The 14,711-nt window shown below is 60.9% G+C and carries 11 protein-coding genes; 6 read left to right on the top strand and 5 right to left on the bottom strand.

All coding sequences use genetic code 11. The features are described 5' to 3' along the window. Nucleotides 1–46 precede the first annotated feature (46 nt). The 5 genes from SO180_RS28815 to SO180_RS28795 all read left to right on the top strand — a co-directional run bounded on the left by SO180_RS28815 (nt 47) and on the right by SO180_RS28795 (nt 6,360). Complete coding sequence (locus SO180_RS28815) at nt 47–1,495, top strand: extracellular solute-binding protein (protein WP_449382212.1); 1,449 nt, start codon at nt 47–49, stop codon at nt 1,493–1,495. 101 nt (nt 1,496–1,596) lie between these two features. Then, on the top strand, nt 1,597–2,475 hold the full coding sequence (locus SO180_RS28810; protein ID WP_449382211.1) for a carbohydrate ABC transporter permease: 879 nt from the start codon (nt 1,597–1,599) through the stop codon (nt 2,473–2,475). Next, entirely contained in the window at nt 2,472–3,311 is an 840-nt protein-coding gene (locus tag SO180_RS28805) for a carbohydrate ABC transporter permease (RefSeq protein ID WP_449382210.1), read from the top strand. The genes SO180_RS28810 and SO180_RS28805 overlap by 4 nt, the downstream gene beginning before the upstream one ends. A 3-nt stretch (nt 3,312–3,314) precedes the next feature. Next, nucleotides 3,315–4,385: an ABC transporter ATP-binding protein gene (locus SO180_RS28800; protein WP_449382209.1), complete on the top strand. Its 1,071-nt coding sequence runs from the start codon at nt 3,315–3,317 to the stop codon at nt 4,383–4,385. Nucleotides 4,386–4,395: 10 nt separating this feature from the next. Then, on the top strand, nt 4,396–6,360 hold the full coding sequence (locus tag SO180_RS28795) for a D-apionate lactonase family protein (RefSeq protein ID WP_449382208.1): 1,965 nt from the start codon (nt 4,396–4,398) through the stop codon (nt 6,358–6,360). Nucleotides 6,361–6,707: 347 nt separating this feature from the next. Here the strand turns inward: SO180_RS28795 and rbsK are convergent, their stop codons facing one another. From rbsK to deoC, 3 genes are all read right to left on the bottom strand, one after another. Then, nucleotides 6,708–7,631, bottom strand: a complete 924-nt coding sequence (gene rbsK, locus SO180_RS28790) for a ribokinase (RefSeq protein ID WP_449382207.1) — start codon at nt 7,629–7,631, stop codon at nt 6,708–6,710. A 65-nt stretch (nt 7,632–7,696) separates the two neighbouring features. Next, nucleotides 7,697–10,084 (bottom strand): aldehyde dehydrogenase family protein, encoded by a 2,388-nt coding sequence (locus SO180_RS28785; protein WP_449382206.1) that lies wholly within the window; start codon nt 10,082–10,084, stop codon nt 7,697–7,699. A gap of 9 nt (nt 10,085–10,093) precedes the next feature. After that, nucleotides 10,094–11,011 carry a deoxyribose-phosphate aldolase gene (gene deoC / locus SO180_RS28780; RefSeq protein ID WP_449382250.1) on the bottom strand — a complete coding sequence of 306 codons (918 nt, stop codon included), beginning with the start codon at nt 11,009–11,011 and terminating at the stop codon, nt 10,094–10,096. Nucleotides 11,012–11,367: 356 nt separating this feature from the next. Between deoC and SO180_RS28775 the strand changes: the two genes are divergently transcribed. After that, complete coding sequence (locus SO180_RS28775; RefSeq protein WP_449382205.1) at nt 11,368–12,162, top strand: DeoR/GlpR family DNA-binding transcription regulator; 795 nt, start codon at nt 11,368–11,370, stop codon at nt 12,160–12,162. 77 nt (nt 12,163–12,239) lie between these two features. On the opposite strand, the gene SO180_RS28770 is transcribed toward SO180_RS28775, so the two are convergent. Then, nucleotides 12,240–13,391 (bottom strand): substrate-binding domain-containing protein, encoded by a 1,152-nt coding sequence (locus tag SO180_RS28770; RefSeq protein ID WP_449382204.1) that lies wholly within the window; start codon nt 13,389–13,391, stop codon nt 12,240–12,242. A 203-nt stretch (nt 13,392–13,594) separates the two neighbouring features. After that, a complete protein-coding gene (locus tag SO180_RS28765) occupies nt 13,595–14,587 on the bottom strand; it encodes an ABC transporter permease (protein ID WP_449382203.1) in 993 nt (330 codons plus the stop codon). Nucleotides 14,588–14,711: the final 124 nt, after the last annotated feature.

Genomic DNA, 14,711 nt, shown 5'->3' with positions numbered 1-14,711 from the left:
CGAGCGAGGGACATTTGAAATGTCAATCAAGGAACGGGAGGACACGATGATCAATAGACGTGATTTCGGAAAGATCAGTCTGGGCGCCGGCCTCGTCGCGACAATGGGACGACCGGCATGGGCCGCCTCGGCTGCCGACACCGCCGTCAAGGCCGCCCAGCAATACAAGGGACGTACGATCACGATCGTCTGGGAGGCAGGACTTCAGTCGCTCGATCCCACTCACTTCTCAGGTCCGAAGTGGAAAGAGCTGACCGGAATCGATGTGAAGGTGATCGAGGTCGCAACTGCCGAGATGTTCACCAAGATCATGCAGGACTACAAGTCGGGAGCCGGCGCCTATGACGCGCTCAACGTCATACCTGCCTGGATGCCCGATCTTGCCCAAGCCGGGGCGCTTGAGGTGCTTGACCCCTATGTCGAGAAATACGGTTACGCCTCCGAGCTGCAGACGATTGCGCCGACCTACCGCGACAACCAGATGAAAGTGAGCGGCAAGATCTACGGCTTCCCCGACGATGGCGACGTGTTCCTGATGTACTATCGGCGCGACCTCTTCGAGGATCCAGCCGTACAGAAGGCTTTCAAGGAGAAGACAGGCAAGGACCTCGCGGTGCCGAAGACATGGGCGGATTTCGATGTCGTCGGAGCTGGTCTTACGGACATCCTAAAGGACAAAGGTATCTACGGCGCCTCCTTCTTCCGACAGCCTCCTTACGCCATGTACATGTTCGAGGAACGCTTCCGCAATGAGGGCGGCAAGTTCTTCGATGCCGACACCATGAAGGCCACGATCAACTCTGATGTTGGCGTCAAAGTCTTCACTGCCATGCGCAACGAGAACAAATTCATGCCGCCCGGCGTGGAGCAGTTCGGCTTCGTTGAGAATCTCGCGACTTTCCTGCAAGGCCAGTCGGCCATGACGATTTCCTGGCCACCCTACGGGCGCTGGGCCGAGGGATATGGTACGGACCAAGAGGCACTCAACTGGGTCCCAAAAACCACCATAGCTGGCAAAGTAGGCTATGCCTTGCCACCGGGAGGACACCCCGAGCTCGCCGCCGGCTTTGCCTTGTCGATTTCGTCCACCTCGAAGAACAAGGATGCAGCCTATCTGTTCATCCAATGGCTCAACAGCGAAGATGTGAGCCGTCAGCGCGTTCAGCTTCCCTATACGCTACGCGATCCGTTCCGCGACTCGCACTATGCGGATCCTGGCTATCTCGCTCTGTGGCCAAACGCCAAGGACTATCTGGCAGCCTTGAAACAGGCATCGCAGACGGGCCTTCTCGATCTGTCGCTGCTACAAACCGATAAATATGAGGAGGTCATGCGCCAGGCGATCTCAAAGCTCTGGGCGGGCGACGATCCGAAGACGATCCTCAATGCAGCGGCAACCCAGTGGGACGAGATCACCCAGAAAATCGGCGTCGACAAGCAGAAGATGGTCTATGCGGCCTGGGCCGCCGAGTCCGGCGCCTATCCGAAAATGTAGGCATGCCGCTCTCCTCTCCTCTCCCGCCTTCCAGCGGGAGAGGCTCCGCCCGCTGTCGACGACGGCACGAGACCAAAGCGGAACGTATCCCGACTTCAGCCATGGCCGCCATCGCCCATCCCGACCGCAACTTCAGATACTGGCTGATTTCGCCGGCCATCTTTCTGCTGTTGTTGATCGGCCTGTTTCCACTGATCTTCTCGCTGGTGGTCAGCTTCATGCGCGTCACCATGCTGGAGACTGACACATCCTTTGCCGGACTGGTGAACTACGTTCAGCTCTTTCATGACGCGAGACTATGGCAGTCACTCCTCCACACCGTGCTTGTCATGGTCATAGCCCTTCCTATCGAACTGCTCCTCGGCCTCGCCATGGCCTATCTGTTCCTCGACCACATGCCCGGACGGCAGCTTTTCGTTTCGCTACTGGTGCTACCGGCAATCATCTCGCCGATCGTCGCCGGCGCCACATGGCGGCTCCTGTTCGACAACCGTTATGGCCCGATCAACCAGATCATCGGCTGGTTCGCTGGTCACCCCGTGCCGGCTCTTTGGACGGTCAATCCTAGCCTCGTCTATCCCGCCATCATCTTCTGTGAGATCTGGCAGTGGACGCCGTTCATGTTCCTGATCTTGCTTGCCGCCCTTTCGAATGTCGATCGCTCGTTGACCGAGGCCGCGGAGATTGACGGAGCGCGGTTCTGGCGCAGCTTCCGCTATGTGGTCCTTCCCGCAATCTTTCCGGTCATGTCGATCGCCATTCTGATTCGTGGCCTCGACCTCTTTCGCATCTTCGACATCATTTGGGCGCTCACGGCGGGCGGTCCCGGCACAATGACCGAGACGATCTCGGTCTATACCTACGTTCAGGGCTTCAGGCAGTTCGAGTCGAGCTACACGGCGGCGATCGCGTTTCTGGTCATCGCGCTTCTCACCGTCATCGTGACCTGGGCCATTCGACGCATGGGATTGGCAAAATGAAAGGCTTGCCGTTTCATCGTCGCAAGGAAACGAAGCTGGTCTGGCGCTATCTCATCGCGACGTTCCTCGTCGTTATCTTTGTCTTTCCGATATACTGGCTGTTTGCGATTTCGTTCAAGACGCCAGGCGAGATCTTCGCTTTCCCACCAGTGTGGTACCCCAAGAGCATCCAGTTCAACAATTATGCGGTGCTGTTCAAGGATGGCGATGCCAAAACGGTCGGCAACAGTCTGGTACTTGCTTCGGTATCGACCTTCTTTGCCATGATCTTCGGCACTATCGCCGCCTACTCACTGGCACGTTTCAAGACAGGCGGCGAGAACCTCGCCGTGTGGATCATCTCGCAACGCATGATGCCCCCCGTGGCCATCGCATTTCCGGTCTTCCTATTCTATGTCTGGCTCGGCTGGGTCGATACCTATATCGGGCTCATCATCCTCTATACCGCGTTTGGCCTGCCCTATGTGATCTGGATGATGCGGGGCTATATCGAGGACATTCCACTAGAGCTCGAAGAGAGCGCTCTCATCGACGGCTGCAGCCGCTGGGAGGTCCTGTGGAAGGTGGTATTTCCGATGGCGCGCTCCGGGCTGTTCGCCACCGCCGTCTTCACCTTCGTCTTTTCCTGGAACGACTTTCTGTTTTCACTGGTTCTCACGCGCACCGAGGTCACGACCTACACGGTCCAGGTCACGCATTACTTTGGAGGCCAGTCGAACTTCTGGTCCAAGATCGCCGCGATGTCGGTGCTCGGGACCATTCCCGTATTCATCACCGTCGCAACGCTGCAGCGCTATCTCGTCCGCGGCATATCCATGGGCGCAGTCAAGGGTTAACTCGTGTCGGACCTGAAGATTACCGGACTCCACAAGCACTACGGCACATACCACGCCGTCAAGGGAATCGATCTTGAGGTGCCCTCGGGCGAATTCACAGTCCTGGTAGGCCCGTCGGGATGCGGCAAATCAACCTTGCTTCGCACTATCGCAGGCCTCGAGGAGGCGAGCGCCGGCAAAGTTGAAATCGGCGGAAAGGATGTGACGTGGGCACGCCCACGCGATCGCGACATCGCGATGGTGTTTCAGAATTACGCGCTCTATCCCTATCTCAACGTCTATGAAAACATTGCATTTGGCTTGCGAGCGAGGAAAGTTGCATCCCCCCAGATCGACAAACGTGTGAAGCGTGCCGCCGACTTGCTCGGCATTGCACAACTTCTCCAGCGATTTCCACGTGAGCTTTCTGGCGGCCAACGCCAGCGCGTCGCGATCGGCCGCGCGATCGTGCGCGACGCGCTGCTCTTTCTATTCGATGAACCGCTGAGCAATCTCGATGCCCAGCTTCGCGACGACATGCGGGTCGAAATCAAGCGGCTCCATCAGGAGCTCGGCCGTACCATCATCTACGTGACCCACGACCAGATCGAGGCGATGACGCTTGCTGACCGCATCGCGCTGCTGCGCGACGGCAAGATTGAACAGCTCGGCACGCCGCTCGATTTGTTTGAGCGGCCGGCAACGCGCTTCGTGGCCGGCTTCCTCGGCAGCCCGAAGATGAACTTCCTTCCGGCCACGATCGAGACCGGAGAGGTGACCCTTCGCGACGGAACCAAGCTGACCCTGCCTACCGGACGAAAGGCGCCAAACGGCCAAGCCATTTTGGGACTCAGGCCCCAGCACATCGCCAAGGCTAGCGCGAATGCTGCGCCAGGTCACGTGCAGTTGCCATCGACTATAGAGCTCGTCCAACCGACGGGCTCGCGGGTGCAGGTTAGCATGCCGCTCGGGGGCATCAGCATCACCGCCGAATTTGCGGCTCACGAGGTCACGGCGCCGGGCGAACAGGTCAGTATCGACATCGATATGAACCGCGCCGTTCTGATCGATCCACAAACTGACAAGGTCATTTGAGGGAGCCGTCATGGCCCAGAGGAAGCCGAGCCGCGCAATCAAGCTCTTCGGAACCGAAGCTCCCGAAGGCAAACGTCGCGAATTGACCGCAGGTCCCATCTCGGCTGTGTTCGACAGCGGCGCCTTACGCTACATCCGCTATTACGGTGACGAGATCTTGCGAGGAATTTCCTATATCGCGCGGGACAAGGACTGGGGCACGTATGCTCCGGCGATCGAAGACCTGAAAGTCCACCAAAACAAGGATGGGTTTGCCATCACCTATCAGGCCGTTTGCAAGGACCAAAATCAGGCGATCCGATATTCCGCCAAGATCGACGCAAACAGCAATGGGACACTGAAGTTCTCGGCCGAAGGAACGCCCCTTTCCGACTTCCTCACTAATCGCACAGGGTTTGTGGTGCTGCATCCGCTCGCGGGAACGGTGGGGCGCCCGGTCGAAGTCGTGCACACGGATGGGAAGAAAGAGAGGCGCAAATTCCCGAAGTTCATCAGCCCCGGTCAGCCCATCTTTGAAATCCGCTCGCTTAAGCACGAGCCGCTGTCCGGCGTTGCAATGACCGTTCTTATGGAGGGAAACAAGTTCGAGATGGAGGACCATCGAAACTGGATGGATGCTTCCTACAAGACCTATGTGTGCTCCCTGCTCGATCCCTGGCCGTACACGCTGGAGAAAGGCAAGAGCTTCAGCCAGTCAATCACGCTCACCATCTCAGGCAAACCGCCGAAATCGAGACCGAGGACCTCCGCTGCCGATACGACGATAACTCTTGCGGGCGCGAAGGGCCGTATTCCGCAAATCGGCCTCGGCGTGCCGATGGAGGAAGCCGCGGCCGCGCTCGAGGCCGTGGACCTGATCGCTGCGGCAAAGCCTCAATCACTCGTATGTCAGATCGACGGACGCCGGCGAGGACAGGAAGAAGCCGCCGCCTGTTACCGCGATCTTTCAAGGCAAACGGGATCTCCCGTCACACTTGAGATCATTCTGCCAGCCAGAGAGCCGGCCGATAAGGAAGTGGCTGCGATCGCGAGCGCAGTGAATGCCGCGGGGCTCACACCTGCGTCCGTAGTTGTCACCCAGATGCACGATCTCAAATCGTTTCAGCCCAACACACCGAGGCCCTGGGGCCCCACCTACGAGGAAATGGCGACGGCAGCGCGAACCTCCTTCCCCGATGCCATGCTTGGTGGTGGAATGCTTTCCTATTTCACCGAATTGAACCGCAAGCCCGCCCCTCAGGGCGTGTTTGACTTCATCACACATACCGGATGTCCCATTGTCCATGCGCCTGACGACATCTCCGTCATGGAGACGCTTGAGACTCTTCCGTGGATCTTCGCTTCAGCACGCGCCATGATCGGCAAACTGCCCTATCACATTGGCCCGACCAGTATTCCATGTCGTGACAACCCCTATGGCGCAGCGGTTGCGCCAAACCCCGACAATAGGCGGGTCTGCCTCTCCGATATTGATCCGCGCCAGCGCGGGCTCTTCGCCGCCGCATGGAGTCTTGGCTATCTGTCGGCGGCCGCGAGAGCCGGTGTCGACGCAGTGGCCCTCGGCTCTGCCACCGGCCCGCAAGGGATGATCTATCGCAAATTGGCCCATGCCCAACCGTGGTTCGATGGCGGCGCCGGCCGACTGCTCCCTGTCTACCATGTGATTGCAGGTCTTGCCCCTGCGAGCAGCGCAAGGCGCATCGATACGGATTCGTCTGCGCCTTCAAAGCTTTCCGCTCTTGCCCATCGCAACAAGGCCGGGCAAGTGCTTTGGCTTGCCAACCTGTCGAGCGAGACTCAGCGCCTGAAGGTCAAGGGCTTCGATGGCCCTGCCAGTCTGGATGTCCTCGACCAAGGAAGCTTTGAAGCGGCCGTGCGCGATCCCGTCTGGCTCGACAGCGGCCGCACCTACATCCGCAAGGTGGGAGGCTTTGAACTTCAGCCCTATGGGATTGCTCGAATCAGGAGTGGCTGACCGCTTGAAAGGGTTGCGTGTTGCTCTAATTTGGCGATGCTTGTGCGTATTGGCATCATGAGCTCAACCGAAATTATTAGGCCAGCAATGACCGGCCAGCGTTCAAACCTTGCAGACTTGTAACGACATGAACACCAAGGCGCCGCTCCCGCGGCCAAATGCTGGCGAAATGTGAAGGCTTATGAGCGGCTCACCCTTGGCCCCACAGAAACCACTCCGATGTTATTTCAAGCCGCAATTGTTTGCCTGATGGTACTCAGCTTGAGCATTCTCATCGCCCACGCGGTCGACGCTCTTAGGACATAGCGAGCCCGCCGCCATGAAACCGGCGGGCATCATGGAGGAGATCACCCCGCCAACAATGCTTCGATCTCCGCACGTCGCGGCATGGCAGGCGCAGTCCCGGCCCGCGTCACCGAAATCCCCGCCGTCGCCGAGCCGAATCGTGCGGCCTGGAGCGGATCCGCACCGTCCGCGAGCGCCGCCGCGAAACCGCCGACGAATGCATCGCCCGCGCCCGTGGTCTCGACCACGTTGCCCGCGGTAAAGGGCGGCACGTGCAGCGAGCGGTCCGGCGCGTGAAATAGCGCCCCGCGTTCGCCGAGCGTGATCAGCGCTGTTCCGGCTCCCTTGGCCAGCAGCACATCTCCAGCACGGCGAGCGCCCGCAAGGTCGCTCACGGCAATTCCGGTCAACGCCTCAGCCTCGGTTTCGTTGGGGACGACGTAGTCGCACAGAGCAAACAGGCTGCTGTCAAACTTGATCGCAGGCGCTGGGTTGAACACTGTGATGCTTCCCGCGCCGCGCGCGATCTCGAGCCCTCGCCGCGCCGCATCCACCGGCTGTTCAAGCTGCGTAACGAACACGCGGCTGGCGCGGATAGCGTCAGCCGCTTTGTCGACATCGACCGGGCTGATGCCGCCGGCCGCTCCAGGCACCACGATGATCGCGTTGTCACCGCGCGTCTCGTGGACATAAATGAACGCGGCGCCGGTTGGCGCCTCCGTGGTCCTGGCCACGCACGGCTTGATTCCCTCGGCCTCCCACGTCTTGATCGCAAGCTCGCCGAAGGCGTCGCTACCAATCCGGGAGATGAAGCTCACGCTGGCGCCGGCGCGCGCCGCCGCCACGGCCTGGTTCGATCCTTTGCCGCCGGGTCCCATCGCAAATCCCGATCCGGCAATCGTCTCGCCGATCGCAGGCATATTGCCGGCGCGGAACGCCAGATCGACGACAAAAACGCCAAGGACTGCGACACCATTCTTGCTCATGTCATCACTCCGCGTCCGACCCGATAACGCCCTTGCTGAACAGGAAGCAGCCGTAGAAGCGGCGCTTAGTCTCCATAGGGGATCCATATGTTCTTCACCTGCACGGCATGGCGCAGCAGGATCGGGCCTTCGCAGGCAGCCTTGTCGTACCAATCGAGCGCGAGGCCATGATCGACGAGCGTGCGCTTGAGATTGCCGATCGAGAGCCGTTCGGCTGCTGTCGAGGCGTCCTGCGATCCAAAAACCCAGACCGCGTCGACATCGTCGTGCTCGGCAAGAACCTTCACAAGTCCGTCGCGGTCGCCCGTGACAATATTGACGACGCCCGCCGGCACGTCCGACGTCTCCAGCACCTGATAGAAATCGGTCGCGGCGAGCGGATGCCGCTCGCTCGGCACAACGACGACCCGGTTACCCATTGCTACCAACGGCGCGACCAGACTGACGAAGGCAAGCAGCGGCGCCTCATCGGGACAGGCAACACCAACCACGCCGATCGGCTCGTGCATCGCGAGCGCCACACCACGCAGCGGCGGTGCATGGACAGTCCCCTCGAATTTGTCGGCCCAGGCGCCATAGCTGAACAGCCGCTCGATGCTCGCATCGACTTCCGCGCGCGCCTTTGTACTTGATATCCCCGTCATGTCGGAGATGCGTCGGGCAAACTCGTCGTCGCGTGCCGACAGGTTCTCGGCAAGATAGTACAGAATTTGAGCCCGATTGTGCGCTGTTGCCCTTGTCCACGACTCGGCTGAGCGCGCCGCGGCCACGGCATTGCGGATATCCTTGCGGTTGCCTTCGCCCGCCTCGCCCAGATGCCGGCCGTTTAGCGACAGCACAGCACGCGAATAGTTTCCGTCGGGACGCACCTGCTTGCCACCGACGAAAAGTTTGGCCGTTCGATCGATCGGCGGCACGCCAAATCCGGCGCCGGCGTCGGAAGCAGCGGGCAGCGGCGATGCCTTGGTCCTCGCCTTGCGCCCGCTCCATACCTTCGGCTTGAGGTACTCATACATGCCTTCACGGCCACCCTCGCGGCCGAAGCCGGACTCGCGATAGCCACCGAATCCGACGCTTGCGTCGAACAGGTTGGTCGCGTTGACCCAGACAACGCCGGCCAGCAGTTTCGGCGCGATGTCCAGCGCCAACCCGATCGTTTCGCTCCACACGCTGGCGGCAAGGCCGTAGCGTGTATTGTTGGCGAGCATCACAGCTTCGTCCGGCGTGCGGAACGTCATCGCCACGAGAACCGGGCCAAAGATCTCCTCCATCGCAACCGTCGACGATGGATGTACGTTCCAGAGCAGGGTCGGCGGATAGAAACATCCCTCCGTGGGCATCGCGGCGGACGCCTGATATTTCTCTGCGCCCTCCCTCACCCCGGTCTCGACCAGTAGTTTGATCCGCTCGAGCTGGACTGGCGCCACCACCGCGCCCATGTCGATCGCCTTGTCGAGCGGCATGCCGACGCGAAGCGTCTCCATGCGACGGACAAGTCGCTTGCGGAAGGTCTCCGCGATCCCCTCCTGCAAGAGCAGGCGCGAGCCGGCACAGCAGACCTGCCCCTGATTGAACCAGATGGCATCGACCACGCCTTCCACGGCACCGTCGATGTCAGCATCGTCGAAGACGATGAATGGCGATTTGCCACCGAGCTCGAGTGTCAGGGATTTGCCGGAGCCTGCGGTCGATTGGCGGATCAGCCGCCCGACCTCGGTCGAACCCGTGAAGGCAATCTTGTCGACGCCGGGGCTCTCGACGAGCAAAGCGCCAGTCGTACCGTCGCCGGTCACCACGTTCAACACGCCCGGCGGCAGACCGGCCTCGGCCGCAAGCTCGGCGAACAGCAAGGCCGTAAGCGAGGTAAACTCTGCCGGCTTCAGCACCACCGTGTTGCCCGCAGCCAGTGCGGGCGCGATCTTCCAGGCCAGCATCAGTAGCGGAAAATTCCACGGAATGATCTGGCCGATCACACCGATCGGAACCTGGTCGGCGAATTCGCGCTCCTGCAACTGGGCCCAGCCAGCATGATGCAGGAAATGGCGCGCGGCGAGCGGCACATCGAGATCCCGGGTTTCCCGGATCGGCTTGCCATTGTCGATCGCCTCGAGCACGGCAAACAACCGGGCATGACGTTGCAACATGCGCGCCAACGCATAGAGATGGCGCGCCCGGCCGTGACCGCCGAGCTTTGCCCATGGCAACTGCGCAGTGCGCGCGGCGTTGACCGCCGCCTCCACATCGGCAGAAGAGCCTTGCGCAATCCGGGCCAGCGCCTTGCCGACGGCAGGCTCGATCGTCGTGAGATGCTGGCCCGAAAGTGGCGCGACGAATTTGCCGTTGATGAAATGCCCGAACGAGGCTTCATGCCGCGTCAGCCAGGCGCGCGCCTCGCCGTCTGCCTCGGGCGCGGGACCGTACTCCATCGTCTCGAAATAGTCTGCGACGCTCATCGCTGGGTCTCATCCCACGGGGTGGCGGTTGAAGGCCGAGTAGCGACCGGTGACGTGATGCTCGAGCTGCCGCTCGATGTCGGCGAGCAGGCTCGAAGCACCGATGCGGAACAGATCCGGCTCGAGCCAGTCGCGCCCCAACTCCTCCTTCATCAGGAACTGATAGTTGAGCACGTCCTTTGCCGTCGAAATTCCTCCGGCCGGCTTGAAGCCGATCCTGTGCCCCGTGCGCTCCTGATACACACGGATCATCCGCAGCATCGCGAGCGTCACCGGCAGCGTGGCATTCACGCCTTCCTTGCCGGTGGATGTCTTGATGAAGTCCGCTCCGGCCATCATGCAAACCATCGACGCCTTTGCGACATTGCGCAGCGTCTTGAGATCGCCCGTTGCAAGGATCGTCTTCAGATGCGCGTCGCCGCAAGCGGCGCGAAAATCGCGAACCTCCGCGTAGACGGCCCGCCAATCGCCGGTCAGCACATGCTCACGGGTGATGACGATGTCGATCTCCCGCGCGCCGTCCCGGACGGATGCCTCGATCTCCTTGAGCTTCAGGTCGTGGGGCACGAGACCTGCAGGAAATCCGGTGGAGACCGCAGCGACCGGGATATCGGATCCGTCGAGCGCTTCGACGGCAGCCGCAACGAAGCGATGATAGACGCAGATCGCGCCAGTGTGCAGTTCGCGCGCGGCGAAGCCGAGCGCCGCGAGGAGGTCGCCGCGCACGGGGGCCTTGGCCTTGGCGCAGAGGCGCTTCACCCGCTCGGTCGTATCGTCGCCGTTGAGCGTCGTCAGGTCGATGCACGTGATCGCCTTCAGAAGCCACGCGGCCTGCGCGTCCTTCTTGACCGTTCGCCGGCCCGGCAAGCTCGCGACACGCCGTTCGGCAGCCGATAGGTTGATCCTGATCTCGTCGACCCAATCCATCTCGAGCGCGTGGCCGCTGTTGCGCGAGACGGAGTGCGCATGCCCCTCGCCTCGGGCATGGGGCTGCACGGGTACAGCGGACGCATCCTGTATCAAGACGCTCTGCTTCATCGACGCGCCCGTGCAGTCCTAGCGAATCGACGAGATCGCCAGATAGATTGAATGAGCTGATCGAAGCATGTGATCCTCCCTGGTCCTGGCTGCCCGGGGTTTGCCGCATGGGCGACGGACGGCATCGCTGGGATGTTCCGCTAACCTCGAACAGGCCGCGTGTTATAATTCTAACATTTCCACGTTGGCAAACTCACAACATTGTAAGATCATTGTCAACCGGATAAGCAAGCTCGGTGACCAAAATGGCTGAAACAGCGAACGCACGATCAAGCGAGACGCGCGTCCAGCGTTTGCAGAGACTGCGCCGCGCCGTCGAGACGAGCGGCGCGCTGCATCTGAAGGACGCGGCCGGGCTCCTCAAGGTTTCCGAGATGACGGTTCGACGCGACCTCGCCGGGCCGGAGGCTGCGCTCGCTTTGCTTGGCGGCTACGTCGTCAACGCGGCCTCGCCGACCGGAATCAAGTATGCGTTCGAGCAGGAGATCGACCAGCATACCCAGGACAAGCGCCTCGCCTGCCGGTCCGCTGCCGCCGCAATCAATGAAGGCGACACGATCTTCATCGACTGCGGCACCACGATGCAATCGCTGGCGGACTGCCTGCCCGAAGATCTGCCACTCTCGATTATCTGCTATTCGCTGAATGTGGCCACGATCGTCACGCGGCGGCCGGCCACGCAGGTGATGCTGATGGGCGGGCTCTACCACCCATCATCGCAGTCATTTGCGTCGGACGACGGCCTGTCCTACCTGCGACGGCTCGGAATCAACAAGGCGTTCATATCCGCCGGTGGCGTACACTGGACCCGCGGCACCAGCTGCTCCAACTTTCATGAAGTCGCGATCAAGCAGACTGTGATCGCGACCGCTATGGAGAGCATCCTGGTCGTCGATGCCAGCAAGCTCGGCAGCCTCAAGCCGGCCTTCTTTTCCGATATCAGCGCGTTTTCACGGATCATTGTCGGCGGCTCAGCGTCGTCAGACATGCGCAAGCATTTCCGCAGCCTTCCCGTGGAATACGTCACCAGCGCAGCCTGATCCGGACGGGGGCTGGTTCGCCCGGACCAAGTCTGCCTGGCGATGCGCGGCCTCCTGTGACCACGCATCCCGATCGCTCAATTGCAGGCGGGCTTCGCCTTGTTGCAGGCGTCGGTCAGTTCCTGCGGCGGCTCCTTCTTGAAAACCGTCCGATAGGATTCGAGCACGTTCGACTGCGTCACCGGCAGCGACTGCACACCGATCCAACCCGGCGTTTCCTTGCCGAGCAGCGCGTTCATCATTGCCATCGCTTCCGCCACGCCCTGATCATAGGGGCGCTGCGAGCCGGTGGCCTTCAACGGACCACCCTTGGCGATCTCGATCGCTGATTGCAGGCCGAGATCGACCGTGGTGACGGGAATGTCGATGCTCTGCGCCCGCATCGAACTCAGCGTATCCAGCGCCGGCTGATCCCAGACAGCGAACAGTCCCTTTACATCGGGATTGCCGGTGAGGAAGTCGCCCGCGATCTGCGAGACTTTCGGCGGATCCGTGAAATCGACCTGCTTCATTTTTATGTCTGGACGGTTCGCCTTCATCCATTCCCGAACCCCCTTGGTGCGCTCGTTGGTGCTGAAATAGTCGACGCCGAAATTGACGAGACCGATGGTGCCGCCCTGCGTAACACAGGATGCAAGGATCTGTGCCGCGATCTGGCCGTTGCCCTGGCTGTCCGCAGAGACCATCGAGGCATACTCTTCTGGGTGCTTCAGGCCGGTCGGAATGCTGTCCATCAAGACCAGCTTGATGCCGGCCTTGGCGATCTTCTTATAGGTCGGTGCGGTCGCCGTGAAATCGACCGGGATCGAGATAATGCCGTCCGGATGCTGCTGGATGGTGTTCTCGATGTCGGCGATCTGCTTGTCCACCTGATATTCGGCGGACGCAACCCCCGTCACCGTTACTCCGTACTTCTTCAACGTATCGGTGATGCCCTGGATCTGGAGCTGCGACCAGTCAAGGTTGACCGTCTGCATGGAAATGCCGACCTTGAAGTGCTTCTCCTTGACCTTCGCAGCGTCAGCCTCCGAGAGCGCGAGCACCTCGGGCGAAGCCGCCTTCTCGCCGTGGGGTCCCTGGCCGACGATCGATTTCGGTCCAAGCGTCGCGAGATCGACGCCCTTGACGCAGGTCGCAGGCACTTCGGCGCGGGCCGAGGGGGCGAACGAGACGGCTGTCGCTGCGATCAGCGCGGTCAGCGGCAAGGTTCGTCGTAAGATTGGCATCATTGCTTCCTCCATTTTGGCCACCGATTCACTGGAGGGCCGGCAGCCTTGCCCCCACCCAAGCAGCGCAATGATCCTGTGCTCATGCGCTGCGCCTTAATCTGACTAAAGCGCGATGAGATTAGGATGAATCGTCATCGCACTTTAGGTTGTCGTTTGAGCATGATCTTTTCGGAAAACCGCTGCACACTTTTCCGGATCATGCTCTAGCGTTTCGTGAAAGCGACCGCGGCAACGATGATCGCGCCCTTGATCACGAGCTGCATCGGCGAGCTCACACCGAGCAGCACAAGGCCATTGTTGAGCGTGCCGATCATCAGGCTGCCGAACAGCGTTCCCAGGATGTAGCCACGCCCCCCGAACAGGCTGCAGCCACCGAGGATCACCGCGGCGATGACGTCGAGCTCCATTCCCTGGACGACATCTGGCCGCGCAGCATGTGAACGCGCCGACAGCACCAACGCCGCGAGGCCGGCCAGCGTGCCAGTCAGGACAAAGGCTGCGGTCGTCACCCATTTGGTGTTGATGCCGGAGTAGAGCGCTGCCGTCGGGTTGCCGCCGACCGCGTAGATACGACGGCCGAACACGTTGTAGTGCAGCAGCAGGATGCCGAGGATCGTCGCGACCAGCGTCCAGGCGATCGGCACCGGTATGCCGAGGAACGTGCCTTCGCCGAAGATTGCAAAATAGGTCTCGTTGGTGATGATCACGGGCTTGGTGTTGGTGACCATCATCGCCAGTCCCCGGGCCATGCTCAACGAGCCGAGCGTCACCAGGAAGGACGGGATCGAAAGCTGCGTGGTCAGGATGCCATTGAGCAGCCCGATAAGCGCGCCGGTGCCAAGCCCGGCGACCGCCCCTACAACCCAGCTGTTGTTGATTTGGCTCATCGCGAGCGCGGCCGCCATGCCTGATAGCGCCAATGTCGATGCGACTGAAAGATCGATCTGACGCGCGACGATGACGAAGGTCATGCCCACCGCAATGATCGATACCAGCGTCGTCTGGCGTCCAATGTTCAGAAAATTGTCGACCGACAGGAACCAGGGTGAGGACAGGCTGAATACGACGAGCAGGATCACGAAGGCGATGTAGAGCATGTAGGGCCGCTCGCCCCGCAGCAGATTCTGCAGAAGCTTGCGGCGACGATCGGATCGGGTCGACGCGGCGACGACATTGGGCGCGATCAGTTCGGTCATGCGGGCAGCCCTTGCGATACGCCAGCCTGGTACATTTGAAGAAGATGGTGGAGCTCTTCGGCATCGTCGATCTCCCCGCGCATGAGCGTTCGAGCCACATGGCCATTGACGATCACTGAGATGC

The organism is Bradyrhizobium sp. UFLA05-112 (assembly GCF_053572325.1).
The sequence above is the reverse complement of the archived record's forward strand: the minus strand, read 5'-3'. Positions and strand labels throughout refer to the sequence as shown.